At 72.2% G+C, this 23,991-nt stretch carries 21 protein-coding genes and 1 riboswitch; of the genes, 9 read left to right on the top strand and 12 right to left on the bottom strand.

Features of this window, described 5'->3' with window-relative positions; all coding sequences use genetic code 11:
• The first annotated feature begins 82 nt into the window (after positions 1–82).
• Positions 83–643, top strand: coding sequence for a DoxX family membrane protein (locus OHA86_RS14025; RefSeq protein ID WP_329175478.1), 561 nt, complete (start codon positions 83–85; stop codon positions 641–643).
• Here OHA86_RS14025 and OHA86_RS14020 read toward each other — a convergent pair.
• The gene (locus tag OHA86_RS14020; protein ID WP_329175476.1) at positions 591–809 is read right to left on the bottom strand and encodes a hypothetical protein; all 219 of its coding nucleotides are present in this window, start codon (positions 807–809) and stop codon (positions 591–593) included. The two genes, OHA86_RS14025 and OHA86_RS14020, sit on opposite strands and share 53 nt — an antisense overlap.
• A complete protein-coding gene (locus tag OHA86_RS14015; protein WP_329175474.1) occupies positions 806–2,101 on the bottom strand; it encodes a PspC domain-containing protein in 1,296 nt (431 codons plus the stop codon). Before OHA86_RS14015 ends, OHA86_RS14020 begins: the two co-directional genes overlap by 4 nt.
• A gap of 147 nt (positions 2,102–2,248) precedes the next feature.
• Between OHA86_RS14015 and OHA86_RS14010 the strand changes: the two genes are divergently transcribed.
• The 3 genes from OHA86_RS14010 to OHA86_RS14000 all read left to right on the top strand — a co-directional run bounded on the left by OHA86_RS14010 (position 2,249) and on the right by OHA86_RS14000 (position 5,175).
• Positions 2,249–3,571 (top strand): PspC domain-containing protein, encoded by a 1,323-nt coding sequence (locus OHA86_RS14010; protein ID WP_329175472.1) that lies wholly within the window; start codon positions 2,249–2,251, stop codon positions 3,569–3,571.
• Positions 3,568–4,299, top strand: coding sequence for a response regulator transcription factor (locus OHA86_RS14005; protein ID WP_329175470.1), 732 nt, complete (start codon positions 3,568–3,570; stop codon positions 4,297–4,299). The genes OHA86_RS14010 and OHA86_RS14005 overlap by 4 nt, the downstream gene beginning before the upstream one ends.
• Before the next feature lie 318 nt (positions 4,300–4,617).
• Positions 4,618–5,175 carry a DUF3291 domain-containing protein gene (locus tag OHA86_RS14000; RefSeq protein WP_329175468.1) on the top strand — a complete coding sequence of 186 codons (558 nt, stop codon included), beginning with the start codon at positions 4,618–4,620 and terminating at the stop codon, positions 5,173–5,175.
• 151 nt (positions 5,176–5,326) lie between these two features.
• Here OHA86_RS14000 and OHA86_RS13995 read toward each other — a convergent pair whose 3' ends face one another.
• A complete protein-coding gene (locus tag OHA86_RS13995) occupies positions 5,327–5,539 on the bottom strand; it encodes a hypothetical protein (protein WP_329175466.1) in 213 nt (70 codons plus the stop codon).
• A gap of 529 nt (positions 5,540–6,068) precedes the next feature.
• On the opposite strand from OHA86_RS13995, the gene OHA86_RS13990 reads away from it, so the two are divergent.
• The 3 genes from OHA86_RS13990 (at position 6,069) to OHA86_RS13980 (ending at position 7,830) form a co-directional block, all read left to right on the top strand.
• Positions 6,069–6,620 (top strand): hypothetical protein, encoded by a 552-nt coding sequence (locus OHA86_RS13990; RefSeq protein ID WP_329175464.1) that lies wholly within the window; start codon positions 6,069–6,071, stop codon positions 6,618–6,620.
• A gap of 149 nt (positions 6,621–6,769) precedes the next feature.
• Positions 6,770–7,579: a helix-turn-helix transcriptional regulator gene (locus tag OHA86_RS13985; RefSeq protein WP_329175462.1), complete on the top strand. Its 810-nt coding sequence runs from the start codon at positions 6,770–6,772 to the stop codon at positions 7,577–7,579.
• Positions 7,576–7,830, top strand: a complete 255-nt coding sequence (locus OHA86_RS13980) for a DUF397 domain-containing protein (RefSeq protein WP_329175460.1) — start codon at positions 7,576–7,578, stop codon at positions 7,828–7,830. Before OHA86_RS13985 ends, OHA86_RS13980 begins: the two co-directional genes overlap by 4 nt.
• Positions 7,831–7,903: 73 nt before the next feature.
• On the opposite strand, the gene OHA86_RS13975 is transcribed toward OHA86_RS13980, so the two are convergent.
• The 7 genes from OHA86_RS13975 to OHA86_RS13945 all read right to left on the bottom strand — a co-directional run bounded on the left by OHA86_RS13975 (position 7,904) and on the right by OHA86_RS13945 (position 17,744).
• Complete coding sequence (locus OHA86_RS13975; RefSeq protein WP_329175458.1) at positions 7,904–9,049, bottom strand: methyltransferase domain-containing protein; 1,146 nt, start codon at positions 9,047–9,049, stop codon at positions 7,904–7,906.
• Between the two features lie 316 nt (positions 9,050–9,365).
• Positions 9,366–10,346, bottom strand: coding sequence for a helix-turn-helix domain-containing protein (locus OHA86_RS13970; protein WP_329175455.1), 981 nt, complete (start codon positions 10,344–10,346; stop codon positions 9,366–9,368).
• A 110-nt stretch (positions 10,347–10,456) separates the two neighbouring features.
• On the bottom strand, positions 10,457–13,051 hold the full coding sequence (locus tag OHA86_RS13965) for an SEL1-like repeat protein (RefSeq protein WP_329175453.1): 2,595 nt from the start codon (positions 13,049–13,051) through the stop codon (positions 10,457–10,459).
• Positions 13,048–13,506 (bottom strand): hypothetical protein, encoded by a 459-nt coding sequence (locus OHA86_RS13960; RefSeq protein ID WP_329175451.1) that lies wholly within the window; start codon positions 13,504–13,506, stop codon positions 13,048–13,050. Before OHA86_RS13960 ends, OHA86_RS13965 begins: the two co-directional genes overlap by 4 nt.
• Before the next feature lie 283 nt (positions 13,507–13,789).
• Positions 13,790–14,947, bottom strand: a complete 1,158-nt coding sequence (locus OHA86_RS13955) for a C40 family peptidase (protein ID WP_329175449.1) — start codon at positions 14,945–14,947, stop codon at positions 13,790–13,792.
• Between the two features lie 319 nt (positions 14,948–15,266).
• Positions 15,267–16,307, bottom strand: a complete 1,041-nt coding sequence (locus tag OHA86_RS13950; protein ID WP_329175447.1) for a C40 family peptidase — start codon at positions 16,305–16,307, stop codon at positions 15,267–15,269.
• Between the two features lie 7 nt (positions 16,308–16,314).
• Positions 16,315–16,471: riboswitch (cyclic di-AMP (ydaO/yuaA leader) on the bottom strand.
• 151 nt (positions 16,472–16,622) lie between these two features.
• Positions 16,623–17,744 (bottom strand): C40 family peptidase, encoded by a 1,122-nt coding sequence (locus OHA86_RS13945; protein WP_329175445.1) that lies wholly within the window; start codon positions 17,742–17,744, stop codon positions 16,623–16,625.
• A gap of 228 nt (positions 17,745–17,972) precedes the next feature.
• On the opposite strand from OHA86_RS13945, the gene pcrA reads away from it, so the two are divergent.
• Positions 17,973–20,390: a DNA helicase PcrA gene (gene pcrA, locus OHA86_RS13940; protein WP_329175443.1), complete on the top strand. Its 2,418-nt coding sequence runs from the start codon at positions 17,973–17,975 to the stop codon at positions 20,388–20,390.
• A gap of 128 nt (positions 20,391–20,518) precedes the next feature.
• Here the strand turns inward: pcrA and OHA86_RS13935 are convergent, their stop codons facing one another.
• Positions 20,519–22,006 carry a M23 family metallopeptidase gene (locus OHA86_RS13935; protein ID WP_329175441.1) on the bottom strand — a complete coding sequence of 496 codons (1,488 nt, stop codon included), beginning with the start codon at positions 22,004–22,006 and terminating at the stop codon, positions 20,519–20,521.
• A 139-nt stretch (positions 22,007–22,145) separates the two neighbouring features.
• Positions 22,146–22,859 carry an esterase/lipase family protein gene (locus OHA86_RS13930; protein ID WP_329182404.1) on the bottom strand — a complete coding sequence of 238 codons (714 nt, stop codon included), beginning with the start codon at positions 22,857–22,859 and terminating at the stop codon, positions 22,146–22,148.
• A 506-nt stretch (positions 22,860–23,365) separates the two neighbouring features.
• Here OHA86_RS13930 and OHA86_RS13925 point away from each other — a divergent pair.
• Positions 23,366–23,776 (top strand): cobalamin B12-binding domain-containing protein, encoded by a 411-nt coding sequence (locus OHA86_RS13925; protein WP_329175440.1) that lies wholly within the window; start codon positions 23,366–23,368, stop codon positions 23,774–23,776.
• The last annotated feature ends 215 nt before the right edge of the window (positions 23,777–23,991 follow it).

The raw sequence follows: 23,991 nt of genomic DNA, 5'->3' as shown, positions 1-23,991 counted from the left end.
GTGTACGTATGACTCGCTGACGCCCGCGCACCGGAAGACCGCTTCCACCCCTCGACGCGCGCGGCGGGAGAGGCGGGAGACGATGCGCGACACGATCGACATCTGGCGGGAGACCGCTCGGCGCCATGCGCTGCTGCCGTTGCGGATCTTTCTCGGCGTGACCTTCACCTACGCCGGGCTGGACAAGCTGACCAGCGACACCTTCTTCACCGACGGCGCCAACGGGTCGCTGGTGCAGATCCTGCACGGGTCGCACGACACGGCCGCGATCCCGGCGATGATCGACCTGGCGCTCAAGGCACCGCACCCGTTCGGGTACGCGATCGCGCTGGGCGAGCTGGCCGCCGGGCTCGGGACGCTGTTCGGGCTGCTGGGGCGGGTGGCGGCGGCCGGCGGCGCGGCGATCTCGCTGAGCCTGTGGCTGACGGTGAGCTGGTCCACGACGCCGTACTACTACGGCAACGACCTGGCGTATCTGATGGCGTGGCTGCCCCTGGTGCTGGCCGGGGCGCCCTCGCTGTCGCTGGACCGGTGGCTCGGGCGGCGCCGGGAGCCCGCCGCGGACGTGCCCGCCGCACGGACCGCCGCGGCTACGGGCGCCGCCGCGCACGGCGGGCCCGTGCGCTCCGTACCGCCTGCGTGACGATGCCCGCCGCGGCGGCCAGCACCAGGCCGCCGCCGGCCAGCGGCACCGAGCGGGACGGGCGCAGGTCCCACACACCGCCGGCGTCCAGCAGGAAGAAGACGGTCAGGGTGATCAGCACCAGGCCCATCACCAGGGCCGCGGGTTCGAAGCGGTGCCGCCTCATCGGACCACCTTCAGCTGGCCGACGCCGACTTCGACCCGCAGGTCGATGGTGCCCGCCGGCGAAGTGCCGGGGGCCGGGGGCAGGGTCACCGTGCGGTGCTGGCCGGTCTTGACGTCCACGCCGTCGTTCACCTTTCCCGGCAGCACGGTCTCGCCGACGCCGAGGTCGTAGTCGAGCACCACCGTGGCGCCCGGGGGCAGCAGCACCTCCGCCTGGCCCGCGCCCACCTTGAGGTGGGTGCGCACGGTGCCGCCGTCCAGCGTCAGCCCGCTCAGGTCGAGCAGGCCGCGGCCCGCGCCGCGTTCGTACAGCTGCTGCACGCCCGGCGCGCTCACCGGCCGCCAGGTGGTGCTGCCGAAGCCGTGGCCGGTCCTGGGCAGGGCGGTGGTGCCGACCAGGGCGGCCAGCGTCAGTACCGAGAAGAAGACCGTGCCGCCCTTGGCGCGCCCGGCGAAGGACGCGATCACGAAGGCGGTGCCGAGCACGCCGAGCACCGCGGCGAGCCCGATCTCCAGGCTGGCGCCCGCCGGTTGGTGCGGCCAGGACACCCCGGTGCCGACCCCGAGCCCGGTCAGCGCGAGCAGGAGGACAGCGAGCGAGAAGGGCCACGACCGCTCCTGCCCCGCCTTGACCGCCTTCTTGCGCGCCCGCCACGCCTGCCGTTCGGGCTCGCCGTACGGGCCGTCGTCCGGACCCCACAGATACGCCGGCTCCTTCGACAGCGGGTCCCGCCACCAGGACGGCGAGCCGCCCGGCTCGGGCGGCGCCTGGACCGCGGGCGGCGCGTCCGCGACCGCCGCGGCCGTGGCGGACGCGGCGGCCTCGCCCGGCGCCCGCCTGCGCTGCTGCGACCAGTAGACGGCGCCGGCCGTGGCGAACAGCAGGATCAGCGAGAAGGCCTGGTTGGCGCCGTTGCCGAGCATCGAGGCGTACAGGCCGCAGCCGACCAGCGCCATCAGCACCGCGGTCAGCGGCGCGCCCTCGATCCGCCCCGACATCAGCCGGTGCGCCTCGCTCTGGTCCTCGCCCTCCTGCGGGATGACCAGCCAGCCCATGCCGTAGATGATCAGACCGATGCCGCCGGTCAGCGACAGCACCGCCAGCACGATACGGAAGATCACCGGGTCGACGCCGAAGTAGCGGCCGGCGCCGTCGCAGACGCCGGCCAGCACCTTGTGCTCCCGGCCCCGGGTGATACGCGGCCTGGCCACGTCGCCCCGGCCCTCCTCGCCGGGGGAGGGGGCGCGGGTCGCACCGGTCGGCGGCGGCTCGTCGTGCGGGTCTTCCGTCATACCCACCATGGTGGCCGCTCCCGGCGGCGCCCGGCACCCGCCCCGACCCTGGTCGGACCCTGATCCGACCCTGGGCCGTCACCCGGGGCAACCCTTGGGGGGCCGACCCTGATGCCTGCCTGGGGCCGTACGTGTGACGATCGGGGTATGTCAGCGAGCAGCGCCCCGCCCGGTGCGCCCCCGGGTGCCTCCACAGGCGCGTCCACCGGGGTGACCACCGGTGCGTCCTTCCTCAAGCCGCCCGACCCCGCGCAGGCCGGTGTGCGCAAGCTCTACCGCAGCTCCGAGGGCCGGATGGTCGGCGGCGCAGCCCGCGGGCTGGCCGGGCACCTCGGACTGCCCGTGCTGTGGGTGCGGGCGCTCTTCCTGGTGCTGGCCGCCTTCAACGGCATCGGCCTGCTGCTCTACGCCGTCTTCTGGTTCTTCGTGCCGCTGGGCATCGGCGGTGTCGCCGAGGCGAAGGAGCCGCGCGACGCCCGCTCCTGGCTGGCCGGGCGGCGGCCCGACAAGGGCCAGGTCATGGCGCTGATCGCGCTCGCGATCGGCACCGGCATCCTGATCGACAACCTCAACCTCGGCGCCGCCAACCGCGCGGTCTGGCCGCTGCTGGTCATCGCGCTCGGCGTGTCCCTGGTGTGGCGGCAGGCCGACAACGCCCGCAAGGCCCGCTGGGTCGAGATGAGCCACGGCAAGCGCTTCTGGCCGCTGGTACGGGCGGCCGGCGGGGTCGCGCTGGTCATCGCGGGTGTCACCGGCTTCATCGTGGTGCGCGGCACCGGCAGCCACCTCGGCGGCATCCTCCAGGCCGCGCTCGCCGTCCTGGTCGGGGTCGCGCTGATCGCCGGCCCCTACCTGGTGCGGATGACGCAGGACCTGTCGGCGGAGCGGCTGATGCGGATCCGCGCGCAGGAGCGGGCCGAGGTCGCCGCGCACGTGCACGACTCGGTGCTGCACACCCTGACCCTGATCCAGCGCAACGCGGACGACCCGCGCGAGGTCTCCCGGCTGGCCCGCGCCCAGGAACGCGAGTTGCGCGCCTGGCTCTACCGCCCCGAGGGCACCGGCCGCGACGACGAGCCGACGACGCTGGCCGCCGCCGTACGCGCCGCCGCCGCCGAGGTCGAGGACGCGCACGGGGTGCCGGTCGAGGTGGTCTGCGTCGGCGACTGCCCGCTCGACGACCGCCTCGTGGCGACGATGCAGGCCGCGCGGGAGGCCATGGTGAACGGCGCCAAGTACGGTGGCGGCGGGGCCGTCCAGGTCTACGCCGAGGTCGAGGACGGCAGGATCTTCGTGTCGGTACGCGACCACGGCCCCGGCTTCGACCTCGACGCGGTGCCGGACGACCGGATGGGCGTCAGAGAATCGATCATCGGCCGGATGCGGCGCAACGGCGGCGAGGCCAGGCTGCGCCCCGCGCCCGGCGGCGGCACGGAAGTCGAACTTGAGATGGAGAGGGCCACGACATGACGGACACAGGTTCGGCTTCGCCGGATTCGCCGAGGTTCACGGACCCGGCGCAGTCCCCCGAGAGCGGGCGGCGGGTACGGGTGGTGCTGGTGGACGACCACCGGATGTTCCGCACCGGAGTGCAGGCCGAGATCGGCACCACCGCGGAGACCGGCGTCGAGGTGGTCGGCGAGGCGGCCGACGTCGACCAGGCGGTCAGCGTCGTCACCGCGACCCGCCCCGAGGTCGTCCTGCTCGACGTCCACCTGCCCGGCGGCGGCGGTGTCGAGGTCCTGCGCCGCTGCGCGACCCTGGCCGCCGACCCCGACCAGCCGGTGCGCTTCCTCGCGCTGTCCGTCTCCGACGCGGCCGACGACGTCATCGGCGTCATCCGCGGCGGCGCCCGCGGCTATGTGACCAAGACCATCACGGGCCCGGACCTGATCAACTCCATCTTCCGGGTGCGCGACGGCGACGCCGTCTTCTCCCCCCGCCTGGCCGGCTTCGTCCTCGACGCCTTCGCCTCCACCGACGCCCCGCCGGTGGACGAGGACCTGGACCGCCTCACCCAGCGCGAACGCGAGGTCCTGCGGCTGATCGCCCGCGGCTACGCGTACAAGGAGATCGCCAAGCAGCTCTTCATCTCGGTGAAGACCGTCGAGTCCCACGTCTCGGCGGTGCTGCGCAAGCTCCAGCTCTCCAACCGCCACGAACTCACCCGCTGGGCGACGGCCCGCCGCCTGGTGTAGCCGCGCTGCCCGGGGACGGTCTCCGCGGTGCCGCGCTGTCGGCGGAGCGCGGTGGGCGCAGGCTCTCGGCGTCGCCCCGGAGTCCGGCGGCGATGACGCGGTCCGAGCCGGCCGCCGGCTCCTCGGGGCGATGTCCCGCAGCCGACCCGTCCGTCACCGTCCCAGGCCCCGCGATGACCGGTGCACGAGGCCATTTAGGCAGGGAAAACGCAACTTCGACATGGCCCGCAGGGGCAGCTACCTTCACCTGGTCCTCGGCGATCGCCCACGGTCGCACGGGAGTTCTTTCGTGCTCAGCCGCCCACCAGGGAGAGACGCATGCCCCGACTCGCGCTGTACACATTCGGCGTCCTGAAATCACCTCTCGCCGATCCCGCACCCCTCACGCGCGAATTCCAGGACAGCGGCGGGCCCGTCTACCAGAAGATCGGCGGGCACCCCGGGTACCTCGGCCGTGCTGAACCGGCGGACGGCGGCCGGGGCACACTCTTCGACCTGGACTGGGGCGCGTGGGGGGAGTTCGCCGTACCGACCTGGTACGACAAGGGCCGTACGGTGGAGACCATCGCCCTGGCCGCGACCCTCTCGCTCTGGACCGACCTGCGCGCCGCCTTCGACGCCGTCTACACCGGTCTGCACCGTAAGGCGCTGAACAGGCGTCACGACTGGTTCGAGAGAACAGGACACCCCAGTCACGTGTTCTGGTGGGTCTCCGACAGCGCGATACCCATCTGGCAGGACGGGGTTTCCAGGCTGGACCACCTCCACGACCACGGCTCCACGCCGCACGCCTTCACCTTCCACCGGTCGTTCGCCCCTGAGGGAACTCCGACCAGCGTCAAAGACATCGGGCCGACGAGCGACCAGGTCCACTGACAAGGAAGCCTGAACGCGCCGGGTGACCGAAGCCGTCTCCTCTTGGCGCCAGACGCCTCCAGGTTCGACAGGACCCAGATGGTGAGAGCCGCCAGCGCTCCCGCACCAGAGGCGCGGGAGCGCTGTGATTCCGTGCTCCTACCAGCGGCGACTAGCGGCGACGCCTCCTCGAATCGAAGGTGGCGACGGCCACGGCGGCCAGGATGGGGCCGACCAGCGTGACCACGAGATTGGCGCGCTCGGGCGGTGCCCAGATCAGCACGGCCGAGATCGCGGCCATCAGGACGGTGGACGTCACGGCCAGCGCCAGAGTCCGGGGACTCAGGCAGGAGGCATACTTGAAGAAGATGAGCACCTGCTTCACTTCGGGTTCTCCTCAGCGCAGCCGATCAGCTCCTGGGCCGGAAAACTCTGGAGGCTGGTCGGCGTCGCGTTTCTGTGGGTGGTGACGGCCGGAAGCGATCGCCTCGGCACACCACAAGCTTGCCCACAGGCGCTGACGAACTCGAATTGAACAAATCGGACAGCGGGGGCGTTAGCGAAATGGGGGGTGCGTGTGGGTTGTGCGCGCTAACCTCCGGTTAGCGCGCACAACCCACACGCACCCCCCATAAGCTACTTTTCCAGCGGGCTCGGCATGAGTGACCAACGTCACATCGGATCTTGACGGAGCATCACGGCCGCTCCCTCAGCTCATCTGAGTTCGTGGGAAGAGGAGTTCGACCTTCGTGCAGGTGGACTGCTGCACTCAATCGCCGTCAACTCCCCCGGGGGTCTGGCTTGCCGAGCGGGTGTTCGGCTTCCGTGGGGGTCCAGATGGCAGGGCGGCCCCGGGGTGAGTACGGGGGCTCATGACGCCGCGCCTGGGGGCCGGGGAGGATGGGGGGATGGGGATGATCAGGTCGGATGGGGTACGGGTCGTGGTGCTGGCCGTCGTCGCGCTGGCCCTCGCGGGGTGCGGGACGCGGCACGCGGGGGACGCCGCCGACGGGCCCGGGGCGTCCGTGGTGACGCCGAGCAGGCCGGTGGACTTTCCGTGCCCGGGGGAGAGTACGACCCCTGCGCCGCCGCCGACGACCGCGGACAGCACCGTGCCGCCCACCGACCACTACGCCGAGAACCACGGCTTCATGGTCCCCCTCCCGCTGCACGGCCAGACCCGCTGCGACGGGCTCGCGGCCGTCGACCGCGTCACCTCCGCGCTCGAACCGCTGCGCCGGCGCGGTGACTTCGACCCCGCCAACACCCTCACCGCGCTCACCGCCCTCGGGTACGCCCCCGAGAAGGTGGGCGCCTACCAGAACGGCCCCACCGGGGTCAGCTTCCTCATCGACGCCACCCCCTTGTGCCTGGAGGGCACGATGGACCGCGACAGCACCGCCGCCGACGCCTTCGCCGGCTACCCCGACCACACCGGCTGCGACCGCCCCACCGGCGGCCACTGACGCGGTGGCGCGCCACCTTCTCGTCATCCTTTGCGTAGGAGTTTCGTAGTTCGCACTCACAATGCGTAGGTAAGCCCTTATCGTCGGTAGCTACGACGGGGTACGCCATCCTGCGTACCCCGCTCCACCACGAAGGGCGGTCCACGCTGATGACGTCGGACAATTCCCAGCCGCCGATCGGCTGGCGGTACTGCGGCAGTCAGTGCAAGTTGTGGCGCGAACGCGCCGGGGTGACGCGCGACGCGCTCGCCAAGGAAGCGAACTACGAGTACGAGACTGTCAAGTCCATGGAGCTGGGCCGCCGCAAGCCCAGCCAGCGGCTCCTTGAGATCGCCGACGACATGTGCGGCGCCAAAGGCATGCTGCTGGCGGCGGTGCCGTTCCTCAAGCCCGAGCCATTCCCCTCGTACTCCCAGAACTTCATGCAGTACGAGGCCGAGGCGGTGGTGCGCAATTCGTACGAGCCGTTGTTGGTACCCGGACTGCTCCAGACCGAGGAGACGGCCCGGGCACTGATCGGCGGCTCGTGGCCGCATCTCGACGACGAGACGGTCGAGGAGCGGGTAAGCGCGCGGATGGACCGCAAGGAACTGCTGGACATCCAGAACAAGCTGCTGAACTTCGTCGTCAACGAGGCCGCGCTGCGGATCGTGCTGGCGGACCGGGGCACGCACAAGCGGCAGCTGCTGGAACTCCTGGAGCAGGGCAGGCGGCGGAATGTCGCCATCCAGGTACTCCGGCAGCGCGGTCCGCAGGCGGCTTTGAACGGCCCCTTCGTCTTGCTCCAGATGCCCGACCACGAGAACCTGACGTACGAAGAGGGTCAGTCGTACGGCGTGCTCTCCGGCGACGCGGCGAAGGTCACCGCTGTCTCCCAGCGCTATGCGATGATCCTCCGAGCGGCCCTCAGCACCGAGGACTCCGCGGAATTCATCCGGAAGTTGGCGGAGGAACTATGAGCACCAGCCTGGCGTGGTTCAAGTCCAGCTACAGCAACACCGAAGGTGGCGAGTGCATCGAGGTCGCCGCCTCGTGGCACAAGTCGAGTCACAGCAACGGCGAGGGCGGCGACTGCGTCGAGGTCGCCGCGTGCCCCGGCACGGTCCACGTGCGGGACTCCAAGGACAAGTCCGGGCCGCAGCTCGCTTTCGAGCCCGCCGCGTGGGCGACCTTCGTGGAGTTCGCCGCAGCGCAGCCGCTGTCGGCCTGAGCACCGGGACGACGGTAGCGGACGACGGCAGCGGCGTGGTCCTCCACTGGTGGCCGCGCCGCGCCGTCGGGGTCTAAGCCCCGCACCTGCTGGCCGTGGCCTGACCTCGTACCACCCGGTCCGGGTTGTGGACCCAGACGAACTGCTCGGTGGCGGTCACCGTCATGCCGTGGTCGTAGACGTCGGGGCGGTCGGCGGCGAGCCACTGGTCCCAGGCGAGTTCCAGCTCGTCGGTCAGGCTGCGCGGGCCGCCCTCGTACGCCGTCGTGCGGCCCGTGTCGTGGACGGAGAACGCGGCCCAGGACGATCTGCCGTCGTGGAGCCAGGCGTTGACGCCGTCCGCGTCGGTCGCCGAGGAGATGCGCAGGTCCGGGAGCGCGACCCGGAGCGCGAACAGCAGATGCGTATCGTCCCGCAGCACGGTCAGATCGCGGGTGAACTCCCGCTGCCGTGTGGCCGGTTCCCGGCCGCGGACCGCCGCATAGCCGCTCTCGGCATACCCGGGCACGCCACGCGCGGGCATGAACTGCCCGAGCCCCTGCATCCAGCCCGAGGCGCTGCGGCCATCGGCGGCGACGGTGAGCGCGACATGGCCGAGCCTGCCCCACGGGGTGACGATCCGGCCGCCGGGCCGGGTCTGCTCGACCCAGGCCCAGGGGACCCGCTCCACGGCATAGGTCGCCATCACACGGTCGTAGGCGGCGCCCGCGGGCCAGCCCTTCGTGCCGTCGCCGACCTCGACGTCCACGGCGGCGCCGACCGCCGCGAGCCGCGCCCGCGCCCGGTCGGCCAGCTCCGCGTCGACCTCGACGCTCACCACCCGCCCGGGGGCCGCGCGGCGGGCGAGGAGTGCCGCGTTCCAGCCGGTGCCGGCGCCCAACTCCAGGACGGCATGGCCGGGTTCGAGCAGCAGTGAGTCGAGCATGTCGACCACCACACCCTGTGACGACAGGCTGGACGTCGCCACTCCGTCACCGACCTGGGTGACGGCCGCCGTGTCGGGGTCCGCGTACACCTCGTCGGCCCACTGCTCCGCATCCGTGGCGCGGTCGACCGGCGTGTACGCGCCCCCGTCCCAGCGCCACAGCCGGTCCGGCGCGAACGCGTGGCGCGGCAGGGTGTCGACGGCCTCCCGAATCCACGGCGAACGCGCAGGCCAGGCCCCGCGTTTGTCCATGGTGTCGGCAAGCCGCTCCCGCTCTCTTTCGAACTCGGCCATGACGTCGCCTACTTCTTGTGCTTCCCGTCGGACGGCGGCGGTGGCGGCACCTGTCCGTCCGTGTTCCCGGGCGGCGGCTCGCCCTGTCCGGGATCCGCGGGCGGCTTCTCGTGCTCCCCCATCGGGTGCTCCTTTCCCTCGTGACTCTCTGAAGTCATGCTGGCGCAAACTGTGAAGATTGTCCAGGCGCGCACGGAGGCACCGCCCGCGCGGGAACCTCCCAGGGGCGGCGCCCCGGCTTGTCAGTGCCGGGTGGCATGCTCGATGCCGCGGTGGCGGCTGATCCAGCCGCCGATCCAGTCGGCTGATCAAGGACTCACGTGTGCGGCAGCCCGTTCGCCGTGCGGTGGCGGCAGTCCTTGGGGGCGGCTCCGTAAGCCGTGCGGAAGGCGCGGGTGAAGGTGGCGTGGTCCTTGAAGCCCCAGCGGGCCGCTATCTGGTGGATCGGGACGCCGGCCAGCGCGGTGTCGGTCAGGTCGCGGCGGGCGTGTTCGAGGCGTTGGCGGCGTATCCAGGCGGCCACGGTGGTGTCGCGGGACGAGAAGAGCCGGTGCAGGTAGCCGACCGAGATGTGGTGGGCCACCGCGATCGAGCCCGGCGTCAGGTCCGGGTCGTGCAGGTATTCCGTGATGAACCGCTCGATGCGCAGCAGCAGGGTGCGGGTGCGCGAGTCCTCGGGCAGCGCGGCCTCGGTCTCCAGGTGGTGGGCGACGAGCGCGGCCATCAGGTCGTACGCGATCGTACTGAGCCGGGGCAGGTCCTCGGGCTTGTAGGTGTTGGAGTCGCTCGCCATGGCGATGAGGAACTGCGCCAGCAGCCCCCCGAATCCGCTCCGGCCGTCCACGGGCCGCGCCACCAGCCGCTGCGACGCGTCCACGGACAGGCCCAGTAACGAGCGGGGCGCGTGCGCGCACAGCATGGTGGTGGGCTCCCCGTCCACGCCGAGGCCCAGCCCGAAGGGGAGCGAGGTGTCGCAGAAGGCGATGTCCTGCGGGCCGAGCACCGTCTCGCGGTCGGCCTGGCTCACCAGCAGCCTGCCCCGCAGCGGGATCACCGCGCAGCACACCTCCGGGTCCAGCTGCCGGATCAGCTTCGGGGTGCGCAGCACATCGCTGGGCGAGAACGTCAACTCGCCCAGATTGACCGGGGCCAGGTCCATCGTCCGTAAGGCCCCGCCGAATCCATCGGGTGTGTCGCAGACCAGTGCCATGGGATTCGGACAGGTGATGAGCAGCTTGTTCAGGGCCGACAGTCGTTCGGCCGGCGGAAGATCCTCGGTGTCGAACAACGTCCGCATCAATAACCCCCCCTGACGCAAGCACTACCTCGGGTGATAGTACGAGGCTCCGCCTCCGCTCGGGCCGGGTCGCGCACTGCTGACCGCCGTCAGAGGCCCTGCGGACCGGCTCAGTGACCTTCGGGATCCGCGGCGGCGCGCCCGCCCCACCGCCGGGCCTCGCTCAGCCACTCCTCGGCCTCGGCGTCCCGGCCCTGGCGGCGGTAGAGGTCGGCAAGGGCGAGCATCGCCCGCCTCTTGGCCTCGTCGCGGACGTCGGTGGTCTCGATGACGTTCATGATGGCCAGCAGCGCGGTCTCGGCCCCGGCGAGGTCGCCGGACTCAAGGAGGGCGGCGCCGAGGTGGAGCTGCCCGCGCGGGTCGAGCCCGTCCGCGGCCTTGCGGTACCAGGTGATCGCGGCCGGAAGATCGCCGCGCAGGCGGTGGACGTCGCCGAGGCGGGACATCGCGTCCGCGCGGCCGAGCCCGGCGGCGCGTTCGTACCAGCGTGCCGCGGCCGGGAGGTCGGCCACGTCGACGAGGCGGTCGGCGAACTCGCGCACGGTCTCGCCGCCGTCGCGGGTCTCCCGCACCCGCTCCCACCACTCGGCGAGGCCGACCGCGTCATGGCGCAGGTGCGTCATGAGCGCCGCCTCGGCCTCCGCCGGCCGCCAACCGCCCGCCGCGGCCCGGCGGAAGCAGTCCAGGGCCTCCTGCCAGCGGCCGACCAGCGGGCGCAGCTGGACGCCCAGGTGGTACGCGCCCAGCGGATCGCCCGCGTCGTCGGCGGCGCGCAGGAGCGACTCGGCCCGCTCCCAGTCCCGGCCCTGCCGGCACAGCAGGACGCCCAGTCCGACCTGGGACGTCGGATCGCCGAGCGCGACGCCCCGTTCGTACCACCGCGCCGCCACCCCGGTGTCGCCCTTCTCCGCGGCGAGCGACGCCAGGGCGGTGACCGCCGCGGCGCTGCCCGCCGCCGCGGCCCGCAGCAACAGGCGCTCGGCTTCCGCCGGTTGGCCGCGCCGGATCAGCTCGCCTGCGAAGCAGGTGATCACCGGTCCGCGGTCGGCGGCGATCGCGGCGTCCAGCCAGGTGCGCAGGTCGTCCGTCCTGCCCGCCTCGTGGAGCACCTGCGCGAGGTCGGCCGCCGCGCTGTCGTCACCGGCCGCCGCGGCCCGGCGCAGCCAGGCCTCGCCCTCCTCGGGGCGGTCGGTGCCGAGGAGCAGGGCCACGCCGAGGGCGGCCATCGCGCGCGTGTTTCCCGCCTCGACGTGCGGCCGGAGCCAGTGCTCGAAACGGGTTGGCCAGTCCCGGCCGTCCTGCGCGCTGCCGGTGAACACGAACATCGCGTTGACCAGTTGCGCGATCTTGTCGAAGTCGGCCTCGCTGTCGGCTTCCCTGACCAGGTGGGCGAGTCCGGCGTCCATGACCGCGGGCCTGCCGGTGGTGACCGCGTCGCTCCAGGAAGCCCCGATGACGCTGGTGAGGTCGTCACCACTGGCGTGGACCAGCAGGCGGTCCCATACGTCCTCGGGCACGGGCGGCGCGGCCTCGTCCCGCTGGACGTGGTCGACCAGGTAGTCGAACGCCCCGAAGGTGTCGTCCTCGTAAGGGATCAGGCAGGAACTGGCGCCGCTGACCGGTTCCGCCGCCCACGCCGTGCTCGCGGCGAGGTCCGCGGCGCGGTGGACGTCCCGGGGGTCCAGGTAGTGCGCGCACAGCTCGCGCAGCAGGGCCAGCGGGACCGGGCGGTGGTAGCCGGCCCGGTGGCAGTCGACCGCGGCGGACACCAGCGCCGCCCCGACCAGGTCCTCGCCGTCCCGCCCGGCCAGCCAGCGGTCGACGGCGGCCGGGCCCGCCGCCAGATACTCGGCCAGTCCCGAGTCCCCGCCCCGGTCCAGCCACTGGGCGATACGGGGGTCGGCGCGCTGCTCCTCGGCCCGCTGCCTTTCCGCGGCACTCGGGTGGAAGGCGGGGCGTACGACGGTGGCCAGCCGCAGCAGGTCGCCGAACGCGCCCAGCCTCCCCAACTGGCGGCGCTCCTCGGACCGCAGGGTGGCCAGCACGACGACGTCGGAACGGCCGGGTGGCGCCAGCCGGTTGAACAGATGGGCGGTCAAGCCGCGCTCCGCCCAGAAGCGTTCGAGGTCGTCGAGCCACACGACGGCGTCGCGCAGGGCGCCGGGCGGCCGGCGCGCGAGCGCGGTGAGCGAGGCGTTGTCCTCGGGGACGAGCAACTGGCGCCCTGCGGCGGCCCGTTGCATCGACTCGGCCGCGGCCCGCGACTTGCCCGCGGCGGACCTGCCCTCCACGATCACCAGACCGCCGGCGGCCACCGCCCGGTCCAGCTCGGCGTCGCAGTCCCGCGGTACGTACACCGGGAAGGCGCCGGTCGCGACGGTCCCGCCGCCGGCGGGCGCCTCGGGTACGGCGGCGGGATGCACCCGTAACGAGGCCAGGCCCAACTGCCCGACCCGCGGGACGCTCCCGTCGGGCATGAGCAGCAGGACGGCCGCGGCCGGCACGTCGCCGCCGGGCACCACGAAGGTGGCGTTGAGCTGTACGCCGATGCCGTCGCCCGTGACGGCGACGCCAATGTCGCCGCCGGCGGCGACGGCTCCGTCCCCGGAGGCGCCGATCCCGGGCGCGGCGGGTTCGACGGGGGAGGGCGGGTCCCGTGGCGCTTCGGAATGCGGCTTGCGGCGGCTGCGGGGCACGGGGCTCACGGCTCGGCCGGATCTGCGCCGGGCTCGCCCGTCACCGCGTAGCCGATGTGGCCGGCCGAGGCGACGGACCCGGCACCCGACGCGTCGACCGTCGTCTCCCGCGCGGCCGTGAAGGGCGGCATGGGGCCGGGCGCGGCCGGTACGGGGGCGCCGCCGGTCGAGACCACGCCGATGCTGCCGCCCGAGGCGATGGCGCCGCGCCCCGACGCCGTGACGGAGGCCCGCGCGGCGGCGGGCGGTACGGGTGGCGGGGACGCCGGGGGCGCAGTCCTTCGGCCGGCGAGCGCGTACATCGACGCGGAGAACGTACCCAGTGCCACGACCGCCCCCGCGATCCCGGACCACTGCCCCGCGGTGTCGAGGCCGGCGGTGAAGGCCAGCACCACGAGCGCGACCGATGCCGCCGCCCCCAGGCCCACCCCGCACCAGGCCACCGTTCTCGTCAGCGCCGCCATGGCGTCTCACCCCCTGTCGCCCCACCCATCGTAGAAGCCCCATCCGACCGGACCAAGGGACTTCCCCGTGCGCCCGGGGCCGCGGGCGGCCTTCACCGCGGGCCTGGCCGCGCCTGTGGGCGTACGGGCTGTTCATCGCCAGGGCGCGGGCCGCGGCGACCGGCAAGTACCGGGCGGTGGTGCCGGGCTCCGGCACCGCCCGAGGCGGGGGTGCGGCGGCGGACCTGTTGAGCCGGGTCCGCCGCCGGGCTCCGGCTCAACAGGTCCGCCGCCGCACCCCGGCTCAACCGGGGCGTACCGCCCCCGCGAAAGGCATCTCGCTGATCGGGGCGATACGGACCGGGGAGCCGGGGTGCGGCGCGTGGATCATGTCGCCGCCGCCGATGTAGAGGCCGACATGGCTCACACCCGAGTAGAAGAACACCAGGTCGCCGGGCTGGAGTTCGGACCGGGAGACCCGGGTGCCGGCGTTGATCTGGGTGTAGGTGGTGCGGGGCAGTGACACCCCGGCGGACCGCCAGGCCGCCTGCGTCAGACCCGAGCAGTCGTACGCGTTCGGTCCCGTCGCGCCCCACACGTACGGCAGGCCGAGCGCGCGGTAGGCGAACGCCACCGCCTGGGCGGCGCGCGGGGACGGCGCCCCGATCGCGGCGAGCGGGACCCGTACGGTGTCCCGGGCGGCGGACGCGCCCGCCGGTGAGCCGGGGCCGTCGGAGGCCGCGACCGCCGCGCGCTGGGCCGTGGTCAGCTGGGCCAGCAGCGCCTGGGCGGCGGCGAGTTTCGCCTGGAGGGTGCGCTTGTGGTCGGCGACCTTGGCCTGCGCGGCCCGCAGGTCGGCGAGTTTGTCCGTGGCCTGGGCCCGGGTGCGGGCGATGTCCTGCTGCTGCGCGGCCAGTTGGGCCAGCGCGGCGCTCTGCTGGGTGCCCGCCTGGTTGAGGTACGACGCCCGCGCGAGGTAGTTGTCGGGGTCGGAGCTGAGCGCGAGTTGCAGCAGCGGGTCGATGCCGCCCGAGCGGTACTGCGCGGCGGCGATACCGCCCAGCGCGTCCCTGGTGCTGTTCAGCGTCGCTGTCTTGCGGGCGAGTTCGTCCTGGAGGGCGGCGACCGCCGCGCTCGCGGTGTCGGCCTGCACCTTGGCTCCGTCGTAGTCCTCCGTGGCCTGCTCCGCCTGCTGGTAGAGCGCTGCCACCTTCGTACCGACCTGCGCCGGGGTGAGCTGCGGGTCGGCGTACCCGGTCTCGCCGAACAGCGAGACGGAGGCGGCGGACGCGAGCGCGAGCGTGACGCTGATCCGGACGGTCGTGCGGGCGCCGCGGGTGGCGCGGGTGCTGCTGGTGGTGCGCGTGCTGCCGGTGGTGCTGTCGCTTTCGGCCGGGCCGGTGGCTGAGCCGGTGCGTTTCTTGCGGTGGGCGGGAGTGCGGGCGGGACTGTGTGAGGCCATTGCGGGGCCGTCACTCCTTCCAGGGGACGGCCCGGCGGCGCCTGCACGGGGGAGCAGGACACCGCCGGGCCTTCGGCGGGGATGACCGGTGCCGTCCTGACCGGGACGGCAAGGGGTGTCGGCCACCTGGGGAGCGACGCTAAACCTGCCGGGGGACGCGCCGGGCGGCACTGACCGGGACTGCCCCCTATCGGCCGACCCCTGCAAGGAAACGACCGCCGTTCGACCGGTGACCGGGCCTTGGTACGACCCAACCTGACCGATCGGCCGTTTTCCGGCTGCCGGCCCCGCTGCCGCGACCCGTGGAAAGGGGCCGCGGTCAGGCCACGCGGCGGGCGGTGGCGAAGGGCATCCAGCTGAGCGGGGCGACCTCGACAAACGCGCCGGTGTGCGGGGCGTGCACGATCTGGCCGTTGCCCAGGTAGATGCCCACATGGGACAGCCCGGAGTAGAAGAAGACCAGGTCGCCGGGCCGCAGGTCGGCCTTCGAGACGGCGACGCCCTGCTTGGCCTGGTCGTACGTGGTCCGCCCGAGGGTGACGCCCGCGGCGCGGTAGGCCGCCCCGGTCAGGCCCGAGCAGTCGTACGAGCCGGGACCCGTGGCGCCGTAGACGTACGGCTTGCCGCGCTGGGCGAGCGCGAAGCTGATCGCGGCGGCGGCGCGGCCGGAGGCGGGCCCGCTGTAGGTGTAACTCGTGGTCGAGGTCGAGCCCTTGTGGATGGTCGCGACCTTGGCGCGCTGCTCGGCTGTGAGGCTGTTCAGCAGCTTCTGAGCGGCGGCGAGCTTGGTCTGCACCGTGTTCTTCTGGGTGGCCAGCTGCTTTTGCGCGGTGGTGAGCTGGGTCAGGCTCGCGGTGGCCTGCGCCCGCTGGATCGAGGCCTGCTCCTGCTGGATCTGGAAGTTCTTGAGCGCGTCGGCCTGGGTCGCGGACAGCTGGCTGACCATGTGCGACTGGTTCAGGAACTGCTCGGGGTCGGCGGCGAGCAGCAGCTGCACGGTCTGGTCGATACCGCCGTCGCGGTACTGCTCGCTGGCGAACTGGCCCAGAACCCGGCGCGACTCGTTCATCTGCTGGGTCTTCTGGGCGACCTGCGCGAGCAGTTGGTTGGTCTTGTCGCGCTGGGTCTCGGTCTTTTCCTTGGCCTGGTCGTAATTCTGCGTGGCGACCTCGGCCTGCTGGTTCAGGGTGTCGATCTGCGCCTTGACCTCGGTGATCGAGGGCTTGGGCTTCGCGGGAGCCGCGCTCGCGCTTTCGCTGAGCAGGGTGACCGAGGCGATGGCCGCCGCGGTGACGCCGACCGCCGCACGGGGGGCGGTCGAGGCGAGTATCCGCGGACGCGGCTTGCGGTGCGACGCCACGAAGGCGACTCCTTCCGTGAACCGCCGACCGGGTTAGCTGACGGGTTCGGGCTGGGAAGGTAGCCCTACGGGTCGGACGCTTTCCGGCGTCTGTCCCGATTCACCCCAATGGTGCGTGGTGGGTCCCCGGTTCCGGCCTGGGCCGGATTGAGCGGAGGCGGCGCGGTGCCGGCATTTTCACCGGCGGGGAACGCACCACCTAGCGGGATACCGTACTCAACTTCTCCGAAAGTTGGGACGTTTGGATTGCAACGTGACCGAAATCGCTTTGTGATCTTACGGCTTGTGATCGGCCGGTACGGATTCCGTGCGGGATCAGTACGGACGAACCGCCGCATAGATCGGCATTTCGGTGATCGGGGCGACCTTGACGACCGTTCCCGTGTGCGGAGCGTGGATCATGTTGCCGCCGCCCATGTAGAGGCCGACGTGGCTGGCGTCGCTGTAGAAGAAGATCAGGTCGCCCGGCTCCAGGTCCGACTGCGACACCCGGGTGCCGACGTCCACCTGCTCGCCCGTGGTCCGCGGCAGCCGGATGCCGGCCGCCCTGTACGCCGCCTGCGTCAGGCCCGAGCAGTCGAAGGAGTCGGGCCCCGTCGCGCCCCACACGTACGGCTTGCCCAACTGGTCGCGCGCGAAGGCGATGGCCTTGGCCGACACCGACGCGTTCGCCGGGACGGTGTGCGCGGTCGTGCCCGCGGTCGTACCGGCCTTCTTCGCCGTCTCCGCCTTGGCCTTCTCCTGCGCCGCGATGGCGGCGGCCTTCCTCCTGGCCTCCGCCTCCTGCTGGGCCTGGAGCGCCGCGAGCCGGGCCTTCTCCTGCGCGGTGAGGCTGTTCAGCAGCGTCTGGGCCGCGCCCAGCTTGGTCTGCACATCGGCCTTGGCGGTACGCAGCTGCGCCTGCTGGGTGGTCAGCGTCGCCAGGCTCTTGGCCGCCTCGATGCGCTGCTGGGTGGCCGCGGCCTGCTGCACCCGGTAGGACTCGACGGCCGACTTCTGCCGCTTGCCCAGCAGGCTCGTCAGATGCGCCTGGTCCAGCAGGTCCTGCGGATCGTCGGCCAGCAGGAAGCGCCCGGTGGAGTCGTCACCGCCCGAGCGGTACTGCGCGGCGGCGTACTGCCCGAGCAGCCGGCGCGAGTCGTTCAGCGCCTGCGTCTTCTGCGCCGCCTGCGCCAGCAGCTTGTTGACGGTGGCGTTCTGCTGGCTCGCCTTCTCCTTGGCGCCGTTGTAGTGCTCGGTCGCCACCTCCGCCTGGTGCATCAGCGCGTCGACCTTCGCCTTCACCTGGGCGATCGACGGCTGCGGCGCGGGGGTCGCGGGCGCGGCGCCCGCGGTCTCGGAGAACAGGGTCACGGTGGCCAGGGCGGCCGTCGTCAGCCCCACGGCGGTGCGCGGGGCGGTGAGTATCGCGGTGCGGGCCTTACGGTGCGTCGCCATTGCCGGGCGGACTCCTTCCGGATGCTGCCTGGTGCGGCACCGTAGCCGCACGTCGGCGCCGCTGGGAAGAGCGGTGTCCGATAGGCCCGATACCTTTTCGTAATCAAGTCCGGATGTCACGGAGGGTGTAAAAGGTGCTACCGGTGGGGACGCGGGCGCCACCGCCGGTGCGGGCGGACACCGCGACGCCGCGGAGACCCACACGACAGGCCCTAGACTCGGGAGGCGATGAGCAGCCTCTTTGACGACGACTTCCTGCCCGGTCTGCACGTGGCGCCGGAACCCGCCGACCCCGACGCACCGCCGCCCCCGGAGGACTGGGGTGCTGGCGGCGGCGGGCGCGACGCGTACTACCGCAACGGCGCCCCGCGCCCGGCCACCGACCCCGCCCAGCTGCTCGAAGGGCTCAACGAGCAGCAGCGTGCGGCCGTCGAGCACTCCGGCGGGCCGCTGCTCATCGTCGCCGGCGCCGGCTCGGGCAAGACCCGGGTCCTCACCCACCGCATCGCCCACCTGCTCGCCGCCCGTGACGCCCACCCCGGCTCGATCCTCGCGATCACCTTCACCAACAAGGCCGCGGGCGAGATGAAGGAGCGGGTCGAGGAGCTGGTCGGCCCGCGCGCGAAGGTGATGTGGGTCTCCACCTTCCACAGCGCCTGCGTGCGCATCCTGCGCCGCGAGTCGAAGGTGCTCGGCTTCACCTCGTCGTTCTCGATCTACGACGCCGCGGACTCCAAGCGGCTGATGGCCCTGGTCTGCCGGGACCTCGACCTCGACCCGAAGCAGTATCCGCCGAAGTCCTTCAGCGCGAAGGTCTCCAACCTCAAGAACGAGCTGATCGACGAGGAGACCTTCGCCGGACAGGCGGAGAACGGCTTCGAGAAGAAGCTCGCCGAGGCCTACGCGCTCTACCAGGCCCGGCTGCGCGAGGCCAACGCGCTGGACTTCGACGACATCATCATGACCACCGTCAACCTGCTCCAGGCCTTCCCGGACGTGGCCGAGCACTACCGGCGGCGCTTCCGGCACGTCCTGGTCGACGAGTACCAGGACACCAACCACGCCCAGTACACCCTGGTGCGCGAGCTGGTGGGCACCGGCGAGGACACGGCGGAGCTGTGCGTCGTCGGTGACGCCGACCAGTCCATCTACGCCTTCCGCGGCGCCACCATCCGCAACATCCTCCAGTTCGAGGAGGACTACCCGGACGCCCGCACCATCCTGCTGGAGCAGAACTACCGCTCCACGCAGACCATCCTGTCCGCCGCCAACGCCGTCATCGAGCGCAACGCCGGGCGGCGCGCGAAGAATTTGTGGACCGAGTCCGGCGACGGCCCGGTCATCATCGGCTACGCCGCCGACCAGGAGCACGACGAGGCGCAGTTCGTCGCCGACGAGATAGACCGCCTCACCGACGCCGGCGACGCCCGCCCCGGCGACGTCGCCGTCTTCTACCGCACCAACGCGCAGTCCCGTGTCTTCGAAGAGGTCTTCATCCGGGTCGGCCTGCCGTACAAGGTCGTCGGCGGCGTCCGCTTCTACGAGCGGCGCGAGGTCCGCGACGTGCTCGCGTACTTGCGGGTGCTGTCCAACCCCGAGGACGGCGTACCCCTGCGGCGGATCCTCAACGTGCCCAAGCGCGGCATCGGCGACCGGGCCGAGGCGATGATCGACGCCCTCGCGCTGCGCGAGAAGATCTCCTTCGCCGCCGCCCTGCGCCGGGTGGACGAGGCCTACGGCATGGCGGCGCGCTCGGCGAACGCGGTCCGGCGGTTCAACACCCTGATGGACGAGCTGCGCACGATCGTGGAGTCGGGCGCGGGTCCCGCGGTCGTCCTGGAGGCGGTGCTCGAACGCACCGGCTATCTGGCCGAGTTGCAGGCCTCCACCGACCCGCAGGACGAGACCCGGGTGGAGAACTTGCAGGAACTCGCGGCGGTGGCGCTGGAATTCGAGCAGGAGCGCGGCGACGACGAGCCAGGCACCCTGTCCGACTTCCTGGAGCGCGTCGCCCTCGTGGCCGACTCCGACCAGATCCCCGACGACGACGCGGAGGCGAACGGCGTCATCACCCTGATGACCCTGCACACCGCCAAGGGCCTGGAATTCCCGGTCGTCTTCCTCACCGGCATGGAGGACGGCGTCTTCCCGCACATGCGGGCGCTGGGCGAGGTCAAGGAGCTGGAGGAGGAGCGGCGGCTGGCCTACGTCGGCATCACCCGCGCCCGCGAACGGCTCTATCTGACCCGCTCGATGATGCGCAGCGCCTGGGGCCAGCCCGCGTACAACCCGCCGTCGCGCTTCCTTGAGGAGATCCCGGCGACGCTGATCGAGTGGAAGCGCACCGGTTCGGCCGCCGGACCGGGCGGCGGCCCGGTGTCGAAGGCGGCGGCGTCGCTGTCCACGACGCTGGGCGGCGGCGGGCGGCGGGGCGGTGCCTCCGGCGGCTTCGCGACCCGGCGGTCGGCCGGCGACCGGCCGGTCATCACGCTCAAGGTGGGCGACCGGGTCACCCACGACCAGTTCGGCCTGGGCACGGTCGTCTCGGTCACCGGGCAGCCGGGCGACGAGAAGGCGACGATCGACTTCGGCGACGAGCGGCCCAAGCAGTTGCTGCTGCGCTATGCGCCGGTGCAGAAGCTGTAGGCCGGTGCCGGTGCCGGTGCCGGCTTAGGCGCAGGGCCGTGGCGCTGCGGGCTTTCGGGCTCGCCGGTGCTGCGGCCCTCGTGCTTACCGCGGGTCGCAGGCGTGCTCATGGCGGGTGGGGAGCGGGCTTATCGCGGATCGAGGCCGTGCTTGAGCAGCCATGACAGCGGGTCGATCGGCGAACCGCCGTGGGGCCGTACCTCAAGGTGCAGGTGCGGGCCTGTGGTGTTGCCGGTGTTGCCCGAGTACGCGATGACCGTACCGGCCTTCACCGAACCGCTGCGGATCTTCGTACTGCTCAGATGGCAGTACCAGGTCTCGGTGCCGTCCGGGGCGGTGACGATCGCCATGTTGCCGTAGGAGCTGTTCCACTGCGTGCGGACGGTGCCGTCCGTCACCGCCATCACCGGGGTGCCGACCATGACCGGGAAATCGATACCGGTGTGTACGGCCATCCAGTTGACGCCGGCCTGCCCGAAGTAGGCGCTCAGCCCCTTGTGCTTGACCGGCAGCACGAACTTCGGCCGCAGCGCCTCCTTGCGCGCCGCCGCCGCTGCCGCCGCGGCCTTCGCCGCCGCCTGCCGGTCCTTGAGGTCGATCCGCTCCTGCGTACGGCTGGCGCGGTCCGCGAAGTCGGTGGCGTCCTGGCTCACCCCGGCGAGCTGCCGGTCGAGCTGGGTCGTCGGCGCCTTGCCGGTGGCGGCCTGGGCATCGGTGTGCGCGCTGCCCGAGTCCCCCTGCGCCACGCCCACCCCGGTCACGGCCGCCGCGCCGACCGCCGCCACGCCCATCACGGCGACCGAGGGCACGGCGACGGTGAGCAGCGCGGAGCGCTTGGCGGGCTTGCGGCGCCTGCTGCGGGCCGCCGGGGCGCCGGGCTCGAAGCCGTCGGCGGCGTAGTCGTGCCGCTCGGCGGCGGCTTCGGGCTCCGCGGGCTCGTACGGCTCGTACGTGTACGGGTCGGGCTCGGCTGCCGCCTCGGCGCGGCCGCGGGCCTCGGCCGCGAACGGCTCGGGCTCGGCGGCGTACGACACCGGGGCCTCGCGGTACGGGTCGGGCTCGGGCATCGGCGTCTGCTGCGCGTACGAGTGCGCGTACTGGTGCTGGTCGTGCTCGTACTGCTGCTGCTCGTACGCCTGCGGCGGGAACTGCTCGTAGACGCCGGTGTCGCCGCTGGCGTCGTAGCCGTAGCCGTACGCCGGGTACGCGCCCGAGTCCCAGTCCTGCTGCGGGTAGCCGCTCTGCTGCTGCGGCTGCTGGTACGACGCGAACTGCTGGGCGTCGTAGGTGCCGGTGTCGTAGTACGTCGCACCGGTCGGGTAGCCGTACGGGTCGTAGCTCTGCTGCGGCTGCTGCGGCTGGGCGTGCTGCTGGCCCTGGCCGTAGTCGTAGCTGTAGCCGGTGCCGTAGGCGTACTCCTGGCCCTGGCCCTGCTGCTCGGCCTGCGGCTGGCCGTAGCCGTACTGCGAAGTCTGCTGCGGGATGTACCCGTACGTCCCGGTCATGGTGTCGTCGGCGAAGACGGTGCCGACAGCTTGGTGGACGCCCGTGGAATAGGCGTCGTACGCGTAAGCGTCGTAGTCGGGGACGTGCCCCGACGGGTGACGTTCGTTCACCGCCAGCTTCTCTTTCGCCTCGGCAGCAGGAGAATTAGCGGTGACTGTAGCCGCCTCCGGGGGAAGGCCACAATCTCTGCCCGTAACGTCACGTCCGGCTTGCCCGACGTTCGGTCGATATCCGACCGTTATGTGTCCGTTATGCCGCCTCGATCGCGGGACGCAGTGGACCGGCGCCCGCGAGGGCCCGGCGGATCTCGGCCACCACCGTGCCGTGCACGGGCAGTGCGAGGTGTCCCACCCCGCTGACCTTGATGTTTTCCACTGGAAGGTCCGGGTGGACCAGGCGCGCGGTCTCCACCGGGATCATCACCTGGTCCAGGTCGCTCCAGAACGCGACGAACCGCGTACGGCACCCGGGCGCGGGCTGCGCCAGCTCGACCAGCACCTCGGAACCCGGCCGCATCTGCCGGATGATCGGATGCGGCGCCAGCACGGGCACCGCCCGGGTGCCGGCATGCGGCGTACCCAGCGTGACCAGCGTACGTACCCGCAGGTCGCCGTCCAGCCGCTGAACGTAGTAGCGCGCGATCAGGCCGCCGAGGCTGTGCGCGACGATGTCCACCCGGCGGCGCCCGCTCTGCACGCAGACCTGCTCCACATGGCGGCCCAACAGCTCGGCGGCGGCGCGTATGTCACCGATGAGCGGGGAGTAGTTGAACGCCTGCACCTGCGTCCATCCGTGGTGGTGCAGCGAGTGGCGCAGCACGGCGAAGGCCGAGCGGTTGTCCACGAAGCCGTGCAGCAGGAGAACCGGTGGATGCGCCCTGCCGGTGTCCCGCGCGTGGCCGCGCTCCGGGAGCATCCCGGTCGGATACAGCACCAGGTGCCCCGCCAGGACCGCCAGGTCCATCGCGGTCGCCCTGGCCAGGCCCACCCCGTGCCACAGGCGGCTTCCGGCGCCGTCCGGCTCCTCCTCCTGGCCTGCGTCCGTTCTGGCGCCGTGACCTGCGCCTTTGCCGGTGCCCTGACCTGAGCCCTGCTTCGCCCCCGACGACTGGCCGGCCATGGCCCACCTCCCGTCGCGGCCCCGGAATCCGCACTGACCCCGGTGCCATCGGAGGAACCGGCGCCCGCGGACGGGTCCGCGGATGCCGCGTCACCGCGCTCTGCGGCTGGCGAGCGCGGCAATGCGGAGTCCTGGCAGCGGCTCCTCAGAACCTCGACGGGTCGCCGGTCGGCCCGGGCGTGTCCCTCGCCCGTATGGGCCACCGTCGGCCCGACTTCTGGGGAATGTGTCCCACTGTGTGATTTCCCCCTCGGAGCCGTCCGTAAAACTGACGGGCACTGGACACGGGAGATAACGTTCGTTCACACAGGGCGGTCCGCGGCCCGCGAGGCATACACATGGAGGCAGAGATGGGTGTGTCCGGTCCGATCCGGGTAGTCGTCGCCAAACCGGGACTCGACGGCCACGACCGAGGGGCGAAGGTCATCGCCCGGGCCCTCCGGGACGCGGGCATGGAGGTCATCTACACCGGCCTCCACCAGACCCCCGAGCAGGTCGTGGACACCGCCATCCAGGAGGACGCGGACGCCATCGGGATGTCCATCCTCTCCGGCGCCCACATGACGCTCTTCGCGAAGGTCATCGAACTGCTCAAGGACCGCGACGCGGAGGACATCAAGGTCTTCGGCGGCGGCATCATCCCCGAGGCTGACATCGCCCCGCTCAAGGCACTCGGCGTCGCCGCGATCTTCACCCCCGGCACCTCCACGGGCGACATCGTGGCCTGGGTCAACGCGAACGTCTCCTCCGCGGCAGCCTGACCCCGCGCGGATGCCCCCGCCGCCAGCCCCGACGGAGCAGCATGGTGACGGCCCACGGCAAGCGGCACCGACCCAGGGGCGCGAGGAACGGCGCGCGCAACCCCGATGTCGGGAAATCGCGCAACGCCACGGCAAGTGGCACCCCCTCGGGGGCGCGGGGAACTGCGCGCCCAGCCCCCGACGGAGCAGCAGGGCGACGGCCCACCGCAAGTGGC

Source organism: Streptomyces sp. NBC_01477 (assembly GCF_036227245.1).
Classification (GTDB): Bacteria; Actinomycetota; Actinomycetes; order Streptomycetales; family Streptomycetaceae; genus Actinacidiphila.
Note: the sequence above shows the minus strand (reverse complement) of the source record. Positions and strands in the feature narration are given on the sequence as shown.